This window comes from Streptomyces sp. NPDC127595, assembly GCF_042671685.1.
Classification (GTDB): domain Bacteria; phylum Actinomycetota; class Actinomycetes; order Streptomycetales; family Streptomycetaceae; genus Streptomyces.
The window spans coordinates 965591-979998 of record NZ_JBHXWK010000002.1; the positions used below are offsets into that span (position 1 = coordinate 965591).

The 14408-nt window shown below is 68.6% G+C and carries 14 protein-coding genes and 2 pseudogenes; 8 read left to right on the forward strand and 8 right to left on the reverse strand.

What is annotated here, in order from left to right:
• Positions 1-181 precede the first annotated feature (181 nt).
• Positions 182-1882: an alpha-amylase family protein gene (locus ACFVKT_RS10830; RefSeq protein WP_385729808.1), complete on the reverse strand. Its 1701-nt coding sequence runs from the start codon at positions 1880-1882 to the stop codon at positions 182-184.
• Positions 1873-2877, reverse strand: coding sequence for a TIGR03885 family FMN-dependent LLM class oxidoreductase (locus ACFVKT_RS10835; RefSeq protein WP_385729810.1), 1005 nt, complete (start codon positions 2875-2877; stop codon positions 1873-1875). The genes ACFVKT_RS10830 and ACFVKT_RS10835 overlap by 10 nt, the downstream gene beginning before the upstream one ends.
• 242 nt (positions 2878-3119) lie before the next feature.
• On the opposite strand from ACFVKT_RS10835, the gene ACFVKT_RS10840 reads away from it, so the two are divergent.
• Complete coding sequence (locus tag ACFVKT_RS10840) at positions 3120-3734, forward strand: hypothetical protein (RefSeq protein ID WP_385729812.1); 615 nt, start codon at positions 3120-3122, stop codon at positions 3732-3734.
• A 228-nt stretch (positions 3735-3962) separates the two neighbouring features.
• Entirely contained in the window at positions 3963-4124 is a 162-nt protein-coding gene (locus ACFVKT_RS10845; protein WP_385729815.1) for a hypothetical protein, read from the forward strand.
• Between the two features lie 6 nt (positions 4125-4130).
• On the opposite strand, the gene ACFVKT_RS10850 is transcribed toward ACFVKT_RS10845, so the two are convergent.
• Positions 4131-4919 carry an anti-sigma factor antagonist gene (locus ACFVKT_RS10850; RefSeq protein ID WP_385729817.1) on the reverse strand — a complete coding sequence of 263 codons (789 nt, stop codon included), beginning with the start codon at positions 4917-4919 and terminating at the stop codon, positions 4131-4133.
• 134 nt (positions 4920-5053) lie between these two features.
• Here ACFVKT_RS10850 and ACFVKT_RS10855 point away from each other — a divergent pair, with 134 nt between their 5' ends.
• Positions 5054-5425, forward strand: coding sequence for a helix-turn-helix transcriptional regulator (locus ACFVKT_RS10855; protein WP_385729819.1), 372 nt, complete (start codon positions 5054-5056; stop codon positions 5423-5425).
• A gap of 281 nt (positions 5426-5706) precedes the next feature.
• Here ACFVKT_RS10855 and ACFVKT_RS10860 read toward each other — a convergent pair whose 3' ends face one another.
• From ACFVKT_RS10860 to ACFVKT_RS10875, 4 genes are all read right to left on the reverse strand, one after another.
• Positions 5707-5919, reverse strand: a complete 213-nt coding sequence (locus ACFVKT_RS10860) for a hypothetical protein (RefSeq protein ID WP_385729821.1) — start codon at positions 5917-5919, stop codon at positions 5707-5709.
• A gap of 164 nt (positions 5920-6083) precedes the next feature.
• A complete protein-coding gene (locus tag ACFVKT_RS10865; RefSeq protein ID WP_385729823.1) occupies positions 6084-7844 on the reverse strand; it encodes a thiamine pyrophosphate-dependent enzyme in 1761 nt (586 codons plus the stop codon).
• Between the two features lie 59 nt (positions 7845-7903).
• Positions 7904-9472, reverse strand: a complete 1569-nt coding sequence (locus ACFVKT_RS10870; protein WP_385729960.1) for an FMN-binding glutamate synthase family protein — start codon at positions 9470-9472, stop codon at positions 7904-7906.
• Positions 9473-9691: 219 nt separating this feature from the next.
• Entirely contained in the window at positions 9692-10171 is a 480-nt protein-coding gene (locus ACFVKT_RS10875; protein ID WP_385729825.1) for an SRPBCC family protein, read from the reverse strand.
• 686 nt (positions 10172-10857) lie between these two features.
• On the opposite strand from ACFVKT_RS10875, the gene ACFVKT_RS10880 reads away from it, so the two are divergent.
• The 4 genes and pseudogenes from ACFVKT_RS10880 (at position 10858) to ACFVKT_RS10895 (ending at position 13654) form a co-directional block, all read left to right on the forward strand.
• Positions 10858-11457 carry a flavodoxin family protein gene (locus ACFVKT_RS10880; RefSeq protein ID WP_385729827.1) on the forward strand — a complete coding sequence of 200 codons (600 nt, stop codon included), beginning with the start codon at positions 10858-10860 and terminating at the stop codon, positions 11455-11457.
• A 138-nt stretch (positions 11458-11595) separates the two neighbouring features.
• Positions 11596-12053 (forward strand): annotated as a pseudogene (locus ACFVKT_RS10885) (SDR family oxidoreductase); the annotation flags it as partial.
• Positions 12054-12068: 15 nt separating this feature from the next.
• Complete coding sequence (locus tag ACFVKT_RS10890; RefSeq protein ID WP_385729962.1) at positions 12069-13262, forward strand: aromatic acid exporter family protein; 1194 nt, start codon at positions 12069-12071, stop codon at positions 13260-13262.
• 47 nt (positions 13263-13309) lie between these two features.
• A complete protein-coding gene (locus ACFVKT_RS10895; RefSeq protein ID WP_385729829.1) occupies positions 13310-13654 on the forward strand; it encodes a DUF2750 domain-containing protein in 345 nt (114 codons plus the stop codon).
• Here ACFVKT_RS10895 and ACFVKT_RS10900 read toward each other — a convergent pair.
• Positions 13651-13818: pseudogene (locus tag ACFVKT_RS10900) on the reverse strand (transposase); the annotation flags it as partial. The gene ACFVKT_RS10895 and the pseudogene ACFVKT_RS10900 overlap by 4 nt on opposite strands.
• Between ACFVKT_RS10900 and ACFVKT_RS10905 the strand changes: the two are divergent.
• Positions 13783-14331 carry a DUF3291 domain-containing protein gene (locus ACFVKT_RS10905; RefSeq protein ID WP_385729831.1) on the forward strand — a complete coding sequence of 183 codons (549 nt, stop codon included), beginning with the start codon at positions 13783-13785 and terminating at the stop codon, positions 14329-14331. The pseudogene ACFVKT_RS10900 and the gene ACFVKT_RS10905 overlap by 36 nt on opposite strands.
• Positions 14332-14408 lie beyond the last annotated feature (77 nt).

Here is a 14408-nt window from a genome sequence, read left to right on the forward strand (position 1 = left end):
CGCCGTGGTCCGCCAACGGGTTTTTCCGGAGGCTCCGGGGTCGGGTGCTGCGTTGCCACTCGTACCCGTACGATCGCCCGGGCCGACGTCGTGGCTGTTCTGTCGCCATGTGCACGCGGGCCCCGACGCTGGAGCGGCGCCCACGTAGAACACATTCGGAGGGTTTCCGGCGGACGTGGTGTCAGTCGGAGGCAACCCTTACGGGATCGTCCGCCGGAGTGCCTACACGGAGCCACCGGTACCCGTAGGCAGGCAGTTCGACGCGGAGCAGGCCGTCGTCGGGCACGGTGAGACCTGCGTGGCCTTCGTCGAGCAGATCCATGAGGCGCCCGCCGGGCCCGGCCTCGGGCAGCCGCAGCCGTACGGTGACCGGCTCGGCCGCGAAGTTGTGCACCGCCAGGACGGTCCCGTCGGTGGTGCAGGCGATGTGTGCGAGGACCGCTCGCTCCCCGGTGTCCACGAGGCGGTAGTCGCCCCAGGCCAGTTCGGGGGCCTCCCGGTATCGCTCGATGAACAGCCGCATGCGGCTCAACAGCGAACCAGGGTCACGACTCTGCTCGTACACGTTGACCTTCTGAGGTCCGAACGCGCCGTCCGCCAGCGGGTTGGGAAAGGCGTCCGGACCGGCGTTGGAGAAGCCGGCGCCCGCCTCCGGGGTCCATTGCATGGGCGTCCGTACAGCCTGGCGTCCCTCGGCGGCGAGGTTCTCCCCCATGCCGATCTCCTCGCCGTAGAAGAGCACGGGAGTACCCGGCAGGGTGAACAGCAGGCTGTAGGCCAGTTCGACGCGGCGCCGGTCGCCCTCGACCATGGGCGGCAGCCTGCGACGCAGCCCCCGGTCGTAAAGCTGCATGTTCTTGTCCGGGCCGAAGGACGCGAACACCTCGGCGCGTTCGGCTTCGCTCAGCTTGTCGAGGGTGAGCTCGTCGTGGTTGCGGACGAACGTGGCCCAGTGGGCGTCGCGCGGGGCGGCGGGGCGGTCCCGTAGTGCGGTGGCCAGCGGCCCGGCGTCCTCGCGTGCCATCGAGAGGTACATCTGCTGCATCGCGATGAAGTCGAAGCACATGGTGAGCTCGTCGCCGCGGCCCGAGGCGGGGTCGCCGAAGAAGCGGGCGGTGTCGGCGTAGGGCAGATTGACCTCGCCGAGCAGCACTGCCTCGCCGTTGCGACGGCCGAGGAAGGCGCGCAGGTCGGCGAGGTACTCGTGCGGGTCCGGCAGCGCCCCGGCGTCGGCCTGCCCGTCCGTCTCCAGCAGGAAGGGCACGGCGTCGACCCGGAAACCGGACAGCCCGAGCTGTGTCCAGAACCCCATGACACGGGCTATCTCGTCGCGGACCTCGGGGTTGGCGACGTTGAGGTCGGGCTGCTGCTTGTAGAAGCGGTGCAGGTAGTACTGGCCGCTGCCCTTGTCGTACTCCCACAGGCTGTTCTCCGCGTCGGGGAAGACGACACCCTTGGGACCGTCCTTGGGGGGCTCGTCCTCCCAGACGTACCAGTCGCGGTGGGCGGAGTCCCGGCCGGAGCGGGCGTCCTTGAACCAAGGGTGGTCCTCGGAGGTGTGATTGACGACGAGGTCGGCGATCACGCGGATGCCGCGGTCCCGGGCGGTGCGCACGAACTCGGTGAACTCACCCAGGGTGCCCAGGCGGGGGTCGACACCGTAGAAGTCCGTGATGTCGTATCCGTCGTCGCGCTCGCGTGTCGGATAGAAGGGCATCAGCCACACGCAGGTCACGCCGAGACGCTCCAGATGGTCGATGCGCTGCGTGAGCCCCGCGAAGTCGCCGATCCCGTCGCCGTTTCCGTCCTGGTACGTCTCGACGTCCAGGCAGTACACCACCGCGTTCTTCCACCAGAGGTCGGATGTACGGGTCAGACGCATCGGTACTCCTTCACCGTGGCGGGAAGCGGGCGGGTGACGTCGAGTTGCGGGAGTACCTCGGCCCCGAAGGCATCGATGAACGGGCCCTGTTCGCGGCCCACGTGATGCAGCATCACCGCGTCGAAGCCGAGGTCGGCGTACTCCTGCAGCCAGGCGGCGTGCCGGCCCAGGTCGGACGAGATGTTGACCGACTGCGCCACCTGATCGAGGGTGACGTGCTCACTGACGATGTCGAACAGTTCCGCGGAGTCCAGGTCCCAACTGGCCGGGGGCGAGTGGACGTTGGTGCGCCATTGGTCGTACGCCAGCGCGCGGGCCTCGTCCTCGCCGGGCGCCCAGCTCAGGTGCACCTGGAGGTGCAGTGGCCCGCGGCCGCCGGCGTCGCGGTACGCGTCCACGATCTCGCGCAGCCGTTCAGCCGGAGCGTTGACCGTGATCAGGCCGTCCGCCCACTCCGCGCACCAGGCCGCGGTCGCCGTGCTGCACGCGGCTCCGATCAGCGGCGGTACGTCGGACGGCAGCGTCCACAGCCGAGCCCGGTCCACGGTCACCAGTCCGTCGTGGCTGACCTCCTCCCCGCGAAGCAGTGCGCGGATGACGTCGACGCACTCACGCAGCCGCGCGGAGCGGATGTCCTTGCGGGGCCAGCCGGCCCCTGTGATGTGCTCGTTCGAGGCCTCGCCGCTGCCGAGCGCCACCCAGAACCTGGCCGGATACATGGCGGCGAGACTGGCGACCGCCTGGGCGACGATCGCGGGGTGGTAGCGCTGGCCGGGCGCGTTCACCACGCCGAACGGCACCTGGTCGGTGGCCTGGAGGGCGGCGCCGAGCCACGACCAGGCGAACCCGGACTCGCCCTGGCGGACGCTCCATGGTGAGAAGTGGTCCGAGCACATGGCGGCGGTGAAGCCCGCGCGTTCCGCGTGCACCACGGCGTCGAGCAGATCCGCGGGCGGGACCTGTTCGTGCGAGGCGTGTAATCCGTAGACAGTCATGACAGGCGACTACCCCCGGGTTGGACCCTCATCCAGGCAGGACCCGGCCGCGGGTGGCCAGAACCCGGCCTTGGGCGCGCCGGTCGTCGAAGTCCGCCGCAGCCATGTCAAGTGGCAGCGGGGAAGGGCTGCCTCTGCTGCCGGTGGCGGCAGCAGAGGCCCCCAGTGACCTGGCTGAGTACTGCGGCACAATGATCGCGCCCCACTGGCAACGCGCATCGCTTGACCACCAGAATCACGGCATGGACGCAGGACTTGCAGGACTCCTCGGCGGCGTCATCGGCGCCGCGGTCGGCGCAGTCGGCGCTACGGCATCCGCCTGGATCACCGGAAGGAAGGCGGAGCAGCAGGCCGAGATCCAGTCCGAGACGCAGTTGAGGCATGCCCACCTTCAGATAGGTGCTGAACGGACTCGTGCTCTTCGCGAATCACGCAAGAGTGCCTACCTGGCGTTCGCCGAAAGCTGTCACCTGGTACAGGGAACGCTGAGCGAAGCGAGCATCAAACTTGGAGGCATTGAAGCAAGTGACCCTCCCGAGGAACGCGAAGAGCGCCGCCAAGCTGCCCGCCGCCTTTGGAACGAAGCACGAACTCTGAACCGCCAGCTCGACCGTCTTCAGCACGTCGTTTTTGTGGAAGGCCCGAGCGAGATGGGCACTGCCGCGCAAGCCGCAACAGGCGCTCTGGTGCCGTATTTCGGCGCGGTCATCGACTGGTTGCACGCGGTTGACCATGAGACTGAAACGCCGCAGCACGGGGCGGACGCAGGTAGAGCGCACAGCGAGGCGTACGGCAAGCTCCTGGAGTTCCTCTATGCCTCCGCGGATACCACCTTGCCGGACATCAATGACCGGTGAGTGCGCGTGCGTGCTGCGCTCGGCGTTCACACAGCGCCTCGTTGAAGGTGTGTCAGGGCATGCCGACCGCGCGCCCCGCCTCGACGGCCTTCGGCGGCCATGTCCCCGGGTACGCAGGACACCCCGGGGCCGACCCGGGTGAGCGACGGGGCGCCGGACACCGTCTGTTTGAGCACTGCGTGCCGGGTACTCGAAAGGCCGACAGTAGACATAGGAGGTGCCTCCCTCATGGAATCCGGCACCAGCACAGACATTCAGCCGACGTATGAGTGCCCTGGGTCCGGCGACGGTCCGGTCGAGCTGGCCGGCATCCGGAACCCACAGCGTGCCGACGGCGGTGAACTGGAGAGCTCCGACCAGGAGAGCAACATCATCCGGGGCGAGGACTGAGGCGACTCAATTTTCCCTGCCGCGGGGAGTCGCCGGCGCCGAGGGCGCTGTCCGGAGCTTGGCGACCGACTCGGCGACCTGCGACTGGAATGGTTGCGGGAGTGAGTCACCCGTGACGGCGCCGACGAGGTTGTCGGCCACGTGGTGAAGTTTGGTGTTGGTGTTCTGTGAGACCGATACCAGGACCTTCCAGGCGTCCTCAGCGCTCAGGCCGAAGGAGGCCATGAGAACTCCACGAGCGAGGTCGATGACGGGCCGCGTCTGCAGAGCCCGCCGGAGCTGAACCAGCTCGATCCGCAGATCCTGGTTCGCTTCGCCCAGCGACGCGTTGTCGTCCCCTGGGTGGGGTGCGGCTCCGGAATGTGCATCCGGCGCCCGACCGGCTTCGTCGGCTTCATCCGACACTGCGAACAGGGACAGCGTGCCGGTGACCGAGAAGAGTCGGCGCACCGCGGTGCTGGTCGCCTGGATGGCGATGGTCTTGCCTTCGTCCAGGGCACGTCGGCGGAGGCGGAGCAGGACGTTGAGTCCGGAGCAGTCGCAGAATTCGACGTCGCTCAGATCGAGGTCGATGCCGCGTGCCGAGCGGGCAAGGGCTCGGCGCAGACCGTCGTGCAGTGCCTGCCCCGTGACGTTGTCGATCGCACCGGACACCACCACGAGCGTCCAGTCGCCCGCGGGGTGTGTTTCGATCCCCAGCAGTGGCCCCTGGTGATCGCTCGACGGTAGGTCCGGCGGAGCCGAGGGGACTCCGTCAGCCACCGTGAGCTGCGTGGGAAGTGCGCGTTCTTGCATGGCGGCCACTCCATTGGCATCCCGTGCTTTTGTGCCTCCCCCAGCCTCAGTCCCGCCCCCTTCACACGTCAATAGATACCGGAAAAAAAGTTCGCCCTTTTGAATGCGTGAATCAAGTGTCCTATCCTGACGTCATGCGTGGAGTACCCGAATCACACAGTGGCTGGACGTTTCTCACGAACCACGCGCGCGTACTGGCCGCGATCGCCGAGGATCCGACCACTCGCATCCGCGACATCGCCGCGCGCTGCAGGCTGACCGAGCGTGCTGTCCAGAAGATCGTTTCCGATCTGGAAGCGGACGGCTATCTCACCCACACCCGTCAGGGACGCTCCAATGCGTATCGCATCGAGGACGGAACCCTGCTGCGGCACCCCGCCGACCGGGGGCTGGCGGTGGCGGAGCTCCTGTCTCTCCTTGCCGCGCACGACGCGGAACACGGCGAGAGCCAGAGGGATCTGCAGTCGTCGGCCCCTCACCCGCGCAGCCCGGAAGCCGACAGGTGACAAAGAGCCGGGTTGTGGTGTCGCCCCGGCCGGGCCGCCAGGTACTGGATCGATAGGGGCACTCCCAGGAGGCCCCTATCCGGGCCCAGGATCCGGCATCAGCGTCGACGTGACCGTGGTCGATGCGGGCAACGCGGGTCCAAGCACAGCGCGGGAGCCGTAGCGTCGCGGGTGGTCGTCACCATCGCCGCTGTCGTCATGGCGCTGCGCCGCGGCTGCCCCCTACCCCTTTTGCCGCGCGATCAGCCATGACCACATCCCGGGACGTGTGCCAGCCCAGGTCAGGCAGCCTCGTACTCGTGCGCCCGGCCCCCTTTCCACTCCACCCACACCGGATCGTCGAGGACGTCCTCACCGAACGCCAGGCCGGCGCGGCGCAGGAACTCCACGACGTCGTGGTCGGAGTGGGCCAGGCCGACGATCTCACTGCGTACGACGACCGGACGACCGCCCGTTAGGAGCGGGCGGTGCACGACTATCGGCGCGCCTGCCATGCCTCCAGCGTGTGGCAGCACGGCTTCATATGCCACATCGGATCTTGCCCAAAGGCGAGCCACGAGCACCGGCGCGCCAACCGGTTCCCAGGTTGTGCCGCCCGGAGCTCGACCCGCTCAGTGGACGACATGCGGATTCGCTGGAACTGGAAGGGGACACGTGGTCAGTGGTGGGTTTCGTCGCCGTGGCTGCGCAGCAGCTCCTTCATCTTGGCGACGGCGAAGCCCCAGCCCTGTTCGACGGTGGGCTTGGCGGGGACGGCGATCTCGTCCGGGTTGGTGAGTACGTCGAGGAGCACGGGGCCGGGGGTGGCGAAGGCACGCTGTACGGCGTCGTCGAGGTCGGCGGGGTCGGTGACGCGGATGCCGGTGATGCCGATGGCGGTGGCGACCGCGGCGAAGTCGGGGTTGTCCAGGACGGTCCCGAACTCGGGGAGACCGGCTTGTTCCTGTTCCAGCTTGACCATGCCGAGGCGCCGGTTGTCGAAGACGACGAGTTTGACCGGCAGCCGGCAGGACTTGAGGGTGATGAGATCGCCGAGGAGCATGCTCAGGCCGCCGTCGCCGCAGAAGGCGACGACCTGGCGGTCCCGGTCCAGGTACTGCGCACCGAGCGCCTGCGGCATGGCGTTGGCCATGGAGCCCAGGTTGTAGGAGCCGAGCAGCCGACGAGTCCCACGCATCTCGACGAACCGTGAGAGCCAGACGGTGGCCATTCCGGTGTCCGAGGTGAAGATCGCGTCGTCGTCCGCGCTGCGGTCCACGGCGGCGGCCAGCGCCTCCGGGCGGATGCTGTGCTCGCGGTTGTCCAGCGCGGAGCGCACCCTGCCGACCAGACCTTTGTCGTGCGCGGGATCGGCGAGGCGTGCCTGATCCTTCCGCCAGCTCAGGAATCGTTCCCGTGCCTGCTCCAGGTGTCGGCGGTCGCGCGCAGCGCCCAACTCGCCCGGCTTGGCGGGCAGATGGTCGAGCAGGTCGCGGACAGTGGCACCCACATCGCCGACAAGACCGATGTCCACCGGGACGCGACGTCCGATGTGCGCCGGTTCGGTGTCGACCTGGATGACCGTGCGGCCCTCGGGATACCAGTCGCGGTAGGGGAAGTCGGTGCCCAGCAGGACCAGGGTGTCCGCGGACTGCATGGCCCCGGCCGCCGCCGGGTTCCCGATCAGACCGGTCTGGCCGACCTGGAAGGGATTTTCGCCCTCGAAGCCCTCCTTGGCCTTCAGCGTCAGCACCATCGGGGCCGCGAGGCGGTCCGCCAGCGCGAGGACGTCGGCGCGGGAGGCGCGAGCGCCCTGCCCGACCAGCAGGGTGGTCCGGTCCGCGTCGCCGAGGAGATCGGCGGCCCGGCGCACGGCGGACGCTTCGGGGCGGGTGGTGGGCGTGGTGAGGGAGAAGCGGGCCGGACGGTCGGCGCTCAGTTCCCGATCACCGATGTCGCCCGGTACGGAGAGGACCGCGACGCCCTTGTGTCCCAGGGCGTTGCGCACCGCGGTCTCAAGGAGCTGCGGCAGTTGGTCGGGGTCGGTGATGGTCGCGCGGAAGACCGCCACGTCACGGAAGAGCAGGTCGTTGTCGACTTCCTGGAAGTAGTCGCTGCCCAGCTCGGACAGGGGGACCTGACCGGCGATGGCCAGTACGGGCGTACGGCTCTTGGCCGCGTCGTAGAGGCCGTTGAGCAGGTGAACCGAACCGGGTCCGACCGTGCCCATGCACACCCCCAGATGGTCTGTGAGCTGGGACTGGGCGCTCGCGGCGAAGGCGGCTGCCTCCTCGTGACGGCAGCCCACCCACTCCACGTCATCGGTGGTGCGGATGGCGTCGGTGAGGGGGTTGAGCGCGTCTCCCACCACGCCGAAAACTTGGCGGACGCCGAGTTCGCTCAGGGCGTCCACGATGACGCGGGCGACGGTTCGTGCCACAGATTCCTCCAGGTCAGACGGTGAAGTGGGCGCAGGTCAGATGGTGAAGTAGGCGCAGGTCAGACGGTGAACTGGTCGGGGTCGGCGGCCTTCCAGTCGGCCGCCCAGTCGGCGGGCGGTTCGACCAGCAGTTGTCCGGGGGACAGCCACTCGTACAGGCCGTCGTACGAGCGCACGGTCTGCGCGTCGATGCGCCGCCGCAGCATGTGCGGCCGCAGCTGTGCGGGGTCGGTGACCCCCATGGAAGCCATGATCTGCAGTGCGCTGCCGACGGTGGCTTCCTGGAGGCGCCGCACCCGCACGGCTTTGTCGCCGACGTCCAGCGCGCGGGCGCGACGCGGGTCCTGGGTGGTGACGCCGACGGGGCAGGTGTTGGTGTGGCAGCGCTGAGCCTGGATGCAGCCGACCGCGAACATCATGGCGCGGGCCGCGTTGCCGTAGTCGGCACCCTGGATCAGGCGCTTGACGAGGTCAGCCCCGGTGGCGATCTTTCCGCTGGCGCCGATCCGAATCCGATCCCGCAGGCCCGCACCGACCAGGGCGTTGTGCACGGTCATCAGACCCTCGGTGAGCGGTGTGCCGACGTGGTCGGCGAATTCGAGCGGTGCGGCACCCGTGCCGCCCTCCGCGCCGTCGACGATGATGAAGTCGGGTGCGGTGCCCTCCTCGATCATCGCCTTGCACACGGCGAGGAACTGACGCCGTGAACCGGGGCACAGCTTGAAACCGGTCGGCTTGCCGCCCGACAGCTCCCGCATCCGTGCGATGAAGCGGACGAGTTCACGGGGCGTGGAGAACGCCCGGTGGTACGGCGGTGACACGACCGTCCGTCCCTCGGGGACATCCCGCACCCTGGCGATCTCCGCGTTCACCTTGGCCCCGGGCAGCACACCCCCGATACCGGGTTTGGCGCCCTGCGACAGCTTGAGCGACACACACCTGACACTCTCGCCCGACGCCTTCTCGGCGAACTCCTCGGCGTCGAAGTCCCCGTCCCGGGTCCGGCAGCCGAAGTAGCCGGTACCGATCTCCCAGACCAGGTCACCGCCGGCGCGCAGGTGGTACTCCGACAACCCGCCCTCACCGGTGTCGTGTGCGAAGCCGCCTGTGGCGGCCCCCTGGTTGAGCGCCAGGACGGCATTGGCCGACAGCGAGCCGAAGCTCATGGCGGAGACGTTCAGCAGTGCCATGTCGTACGGCCGGGTACAGTCCGGTCCCCCGATCCGTACGCGGGGCGGATGCTCGGGCACCGGGCGGGGTGCCATCGAGGGAACCAGGTACTCGTAACCTGCCTGGTACACGTCACGTTCGGTGCCGAACGGCTCCTCCGCGGCGGTGCCCTTGGCCCGCTCGTAGACGATGCTGCGGATGTCCCGGTCGAAGGGCCGCCCGTCGAAGTTCCGCTCGACGAAGTACTGCTGCAGCTCGGGACGGATGCGCTCCAGCAGGAAGCGGGCGTGCCCGATCACCGGATAGTTGCGCAGCACCGAGTGCCGACGCTGGGTCAGGTCCCACACACCGATCACACCGAGCGCGGCCAACGGCACCGCCGCCATCCACCACCAGGGCGACACCACCACAGCCACACCAGCCACTGCGAGGGCGGCGCCCACGACCACCGCGATCATTCCTGTTCTCAGCACGAGCCACGAGTTACCCGCATGACCCGTCTCATGCGCACCAACCGCGCACCACCAGGGGCGACGTGGCCGTCTCCCGGCCGGGCAGAGTCGTTTCCAAGGGGCTGGACCCTCCTCCGAAGGCGGCACGCCTCAGGACTCACCGGGTGGGGGAGGGGAGGCGGCGCGGGTCGACGAGAGGGGGCAGAGCTTGCCGGGACAGCACACCTAGGCACTGCGCGGTCGCGGCCGGCCCGGAGTGGCGCGGGCGGGGCTCTCGTCCCCCTCGCACAGCCGGGCGAGTCGGCTCAGCATCGCGCGGTGACGCACTTGCAGCGCTGCCTCCAAGAGGGCGTTGTGCAGGGCGCCGCCCGCGCCGCGCAAGGGGTGCTCGTCGAGGATGATCAGTGTGTGCTCGCCCCAGGGGCGCAGTTCCATCGCGATCCTCGCGGTCCCCAGCGGGCCGCTGTCCGCCTCAAGTTCAAGGACGGTGGTGGGTTCGCTGCGGCGCACGACGGTCCGGTTGCGCAGGGTGAGCGGCCCGATTTTGATCTCGTAACGGAGGGCCGCCCCGAGCTCGGGCCACCGCCCCTCGTCCGGCTCGGACCGCGAGGTACCGACGACCCAGTCCCCGTACCGTTCGGCGTCGGACAGGACCTCCCAGACGTACTCGGGGTTCTTCTTGATCAACTGATGCCGCACGGCCATGGATCCTCCACAGTTCGAAGTGTCGTATCCCTCGGTGCGCGTTCCCACGCTAGGCCCGGGTAGGCACTCCTGCACGGAGACGGAAGCCATTCCGGTGTCCCCGGTTGCTGCCGGGGCGGCGCGACGCGCGGGTGAGCCGTTGGTGTTGGAGGAGGGGGGCCGGTGAGGACGGCGGCTGCGCTGCCCGGCGGGGCCGCCCATTGGGTGGGTCGCCGACGAGGCAGGTGAGACGCGTACCCGACGTTCGTGTGGATGCCCGACGTCGATGCGGATGAACGGACTGGCAGGACGTGTCGCCATGTGAAGCACTCCTCGCGTCCCCCGGCGGCTCGCGCATCGAGGCGCGGTCCGCCGTCGGCTCGGCCAGGCCCACTCGGCAGCGGTCCGCCTACCGGCAGCTGTCCGGCTCGCTTCTGCTCGCCCAAGGCATTGGCACTCAGGGGCGTGCGGGAGGCGCCGGACGCGCGTGGACGCCTCTCGCGCGGCGGCACCGATGGCCTGGGCCCGCTCCGATCGCGGTGACAGGGGTAACCCGCGGGCCCTCCGTGACCAGCGGGGCGCTCCAGCCTCAGAGATACGCGGACGCGGTTTTGGGATTAACCGGCCCGACCTGGGAACTCTGACACCGGCATCCACGCCACGGACCTTTGGGCCTGTGGCCCATCGACCTCAGGAGCTTGTCTGCCATGCGCGCACTGTCCCTAGTCTGTTCGCTGAGCGCCTCGTCCTCGTCCTCCAGCAGTCAGCTGCTCGCGGAGCAGGTGATGGCGGAATTTCGTGATCTTGATGTGGATGGAGAGGTCGTGCGGGTGGCGGACTTCGATGTCCGGCCCGGTGTGGAGTTGGACATGGGCGAGGGCGATCAGTGGCCCCGGTTGCGCGAGAAGGTGATGCAGGCGGACATCGTCCTCATCGCCACGCCGATCTGGCTGGGGCATCCCTCGAGCATCTGCCAGCGGGTCCTGGAGCGCCTGGACGCGGAGCTCTCCGAGACGGACGACGAGGGCCGCCTTCTCACCTACAACAAGGTCGCGGCCGTCGCTGTCGTGGGCAACGAGGACGGTGCCCACAAGGTGAGCGCCGATGTCTTCCAGGGCCTCAACGACATCGGCTTCTCCCTCGCGCCGGGGGCGGTCACCTACTGGGTCGGCGAAGCCCAGCAGGGCACCGATTACCAGGATCTCAAAGAGACCCCGGACGCCGTGAAGGCGACGACCCACACGCTCGCCGTCAACGCCGTGCATCTGGCGCGCCAACTCGCCGGTCACCCCTATCCGCCCAGCTGAGCAGGCGCGGAGCGGCCCCCGTGTGCGCTGTCCGGTTGCCGGCGAACCAGCCTGGCCCCGGGCGATCGACGGTAGACGATGAGATGTCAGGATCCGCAGGATCCGCAGGATCCGCAGAAGCCGAGGGGACCGCGGACGAAGTTGTCGCAGCCCGACGGAATCGGCGCCATGTCCACCGAGCAGCTCGACCGTGGGCGGCGTACGAACGTCTACGTCATGTCCTGGCCCCGCCCCCCATTCCGGCGGGCAGTTCGGTCATCAATACCACCGACCCCTCCGTGCAGGCCTTCAAGCCGAGTCCGCACCTTCTCGACCACGCGATGACGAAGGGTGCGGTCGTGACCTTCACTCAGAGGCTGGCGCCGATGGTTGCGGTTGCCTCCGACGGATCCGCGTCAACGCGGCCCCGGCCCGGTTTGGGCGCTGCTGCTTACGGCTGCCTCGGTGGACACCACCGAGTTCGGTAAGCAGTTGCCGATGGGGCGGCGGCCCGTGCAACCGGCCGAAATGGCTCCTGCATACGTCTTCCTCGCCTCCCGCAGGCGCGCTTCATCACGGCGGAGATCACGAACGCCACCGGCGGCACACCTCTGCCCCGACCGAACAGAGCGATGAGTCCGAACCGACAGACGAGACAGCGAAGGAGGTTCCCCATCGTCGCGAATGCCCTGACCTGGGAGACCAGGGCGGTCTGGCGGTCGATCCGTCGTGCCGTCACCGAGTCGGGAGCCGAGCGCGACACGGCGGTGCAGTCCCTCAAGGCTGCCGGCGCGGCACTGCTCGCCTGGGCCCTGGCCGGCTGGTGGTGGGACGCCCCAATGGCGCTGATGGCGCCATGGACCGCGTTGTCCCTGGTGCAGAACACCGTCTACCGCTCGCTGCTGTCCGCATTTCAGCAGTTCGCCATGGTCGTCGTGGGCACGCTCCTGGCCGCCGCGGCCGGCGTGCTGACCGACAACACCATGGCGGCGATGGCGCTGGCACTCCCACTGACCGTCCTCCTCGGCAACTACGCCCGCTTCGGCGCCCAGGGGCTCTACGCGCCGACCGCCGCGCTGTTCGCTCTCGCCTACGGCTCCTACACGGGTCCCGAGATCGCCCACCGGTTCCTGGAGACTCTGCTCGGGGCGGTCATCGGCATCGGTGTCAACGCCCTGGTGTTCCCGCCGGTCCACTCACGGCGGGTGCGCCATCTGCGTGCGCAACTCCCATTCCTGTCAGCTGAGTTGCTGCACGACGTCGCCGACGGTCTTGCCGAGGGATACACCGAGGAGCAGGCACGCGGTTGGTACGACCGGGCTCAGCGGCTCACCGACGTAGTGACCGACCTGCGGGAGCAGCGACGCTGGTCGGACGAGAGCTACCGCGCCAACCCAGGCCTCAGGATGCGGCGCCGGGCCGCGCCCGCGCGTCCGAAGGCCCCATGGGACTTTGTGTGGGACCAGGTCACCGAAAACATCGCGACGACCATACGGACATTGGCCGAGCCCGCTCGGCGCCCTGTCCTCTCCTCGGATGCCATAGACGCCCTTACCGCGTTGCTGCGGGCAGCCGGCGACGTGTGCCGATTCGACGAATACGGGCAGCAAGCCGAAGGCCGCCCGTGCGACGACGCCGCACCGGCCCGTAACTTCCGCCTCTCGCTGGCCGAGGCTTCTGCGGCGCACCGCCGCCTGACCGCCCTGTGCGCGGGCCGCAACCGGACAGTCGCGCCGACGACCGGAGGACTCCTGGCCGACGCCAGAAGACTCCTGTCGGCCCTCTTGCGCATCGCGGATCCTGAAGCAGCCCTCATACCTGGCTAAGAGCTCCTAACGAAATGAGTAGCGCGGAACGCTAGGCTCAGGTGGTCATGAGTCAGAGTGGTTCGCAAGCGGCAGCATTCTTCCGGGACGTCCGTCGGAGCGGAGTCGTCTGGCTTGTGCGGGATGACGAGGGCAGCCCGGCTCCCCTAGCGGCTGACGGCACCCGGAGTCTTCCCTACTGGTCGACGTCGGCCCGCGCCGCGCGGGCGGCGAAGATCTGGGCAAATGGGCTACGGGTTGAATCCATGCCTCTCGATGCCTGGCGCGACAGCGACCTGCCTGCTGCCTCCAGCGAAGGACTCCTGATCGGCATCAACTGGAGCGGTCCCCGTCTCGTCGGATGGAGTTTCACTCCCGTCCAAGTCCTCAGACGACTCGCGGTGGCCGACTAGCTGTCGCCCTCGCTTGGCAGAGCGCGCAGTCGCCGCCAGCAGATGAGTGCACATCCGAGGATGAGGAACGCTTCGTGGATGTCGTCGCGTATCTCCCAGCGGATCCGCAGGCGGCGGAACCAGTGCAGATGGGCGAACGCGCGCTCCACGACCCAGCGTTGCCTCTCGCCGATCCCGCACCTCTCACGCGCGAGTTCTACGACATTGGTGAGACCGTCTACCTGAAGATCAGCCAGCAGCCCGTGTACCTCGCGCATGCTGAAGCCTCAGACGGTGACCGGGGCGCGCTCTTCCAGGCGGACTGGGGTGTATGGGGAGAGTTCGCCGTACCGACCTGGTACGCCAAAGGCCATACGGTGGAAACCACCGCCCTGGCCGCGACCCTCTCGCTCTGGACCGACCTGCGCCCCGCCTTCGACGCCATCTACACCGGTCTGCACCGTGAGGCGCTGAACAGGCGTTACGACTGGTTCGAGAGGACTGGACACCCGAATTGCGTGTGCTGGTGGGTCTCCGACGGCGTGATACCCCCCTGGCAGGAGGGGGTTTCCAGACTGGAACACCTCTACGACCACGGCTCCGCGCCGCACGCCTTCACCTTCCACCACCCGTTCGCCCCGGAGGGAACTCCGACCAGGATCGAAGGCATCGGGCCGAAGAGCGACCAGGTTCGCTGACAAGGAAGCCTGAACGACCGGGTTCGCTGTCAAACGCCTCGTGTCCCGTCTCCGGCGATGTGGCCCTTGTCCCAGGT

Excerpts from the sequence above, each read along its gene's own strand:
- ACFVKT_RS10880 (WP_385729827.1), top strand. The coding sequence starts at position 10,858 with ATGCGCGCACTGTCCCTAGTCTGTTCGCTGAGCGCCTCGTCCTCGTCC.
- ACFVKT_RS10890 (WP_385729962.1), top strand. The coding sequence starts at position 12,069 with ATGAGTCCGAACCGACAGACGAGACAGCGAAGGAGGTTCCCCATCGTC.
- ACFVKT_RS10905 (WP_385729831.1), top strand. The coding sequence starts at position 13,783 with ATGGGCGAACGCGCGCTCCACGACCCAGCGTTGCCTCTCGCCGATCCC.
- ACFVKT_RS10870 (WP_385729960.1), bottom strand. The coding sequence starts at position 9,472 with ATGATCGCGGTGGTCGTGGGCGCCGCCCTCGCAGTGGCTGGTGTGGCT.
- ACFVKT_RS10840 (WP_385729812.1), top strand. The coding sequence starts at position 3,120 with ATGGACGCAGGACTTGCAGGACTCCTCGGCGGCGTCATCGGCGCCGCG.
- ACFVKT_RS10830 (WP_385729808.1), bottom strand. The coding sequence starts at position 1,882 with ATGCGTCTGACCCGTACATCCGACCTCTGGTGGAAGAACGCGGTGGTG.
- ACFVKT_RS10875 (WP_385729825.1), bottom strand. The coding sequence starts at position 10,171 with ATGGCCGTGCGGCATCAGTTGATCAAGAAGAACCCCGAGTACGTCTGG.
- ACFVKT_RS10860 (WP_385729821.1), bottom strand. The coding sequence starts at position 5,919 with ATGGCAGGCGCGCCGATAGTCGTGCACCGCCCGCTCCTAACGGGCGGT.
- ACFVKT_RS10895 (WP_385729829.1), top strand. The coding sequence starts at position 13,310 with ATGAGTCAGAGTGGTTCGCAAGCGGCAGCATTCTTCCGGGACGTCCGT.
- ACFVKT_RS10845 (WP_385729815.1), top strand. The coding sequence starts at position 3,963 with ATGGAATCCGGCACCAGCACAGACATTCAGCCGACGTATGAGTGCCCT.
- ACFVKT_RS10855 (WP_385729819.1), top strand. The coding sequence starts at position 5,054 with ATGCGTGGAGTACCCGAATCACACAGTGGCTGGACGTTTCTCACGAAC.
- ACFVKT_RS10850 (WP_385729817.1), bottom strand. The coding sequence starts at position 4,919 with ATGCAAGAACGCGCACTTCCCACGCAGCTCACGGTGGCTGACGGAGTC.
- ACFVKT_RS10835 (WP_385729810.1), bottom strand. The coding sequence starts at position 2,877 with ATGACTGTCTACGGATTACACGCCTCGCACGAACAGGTCCCGCCCGCG.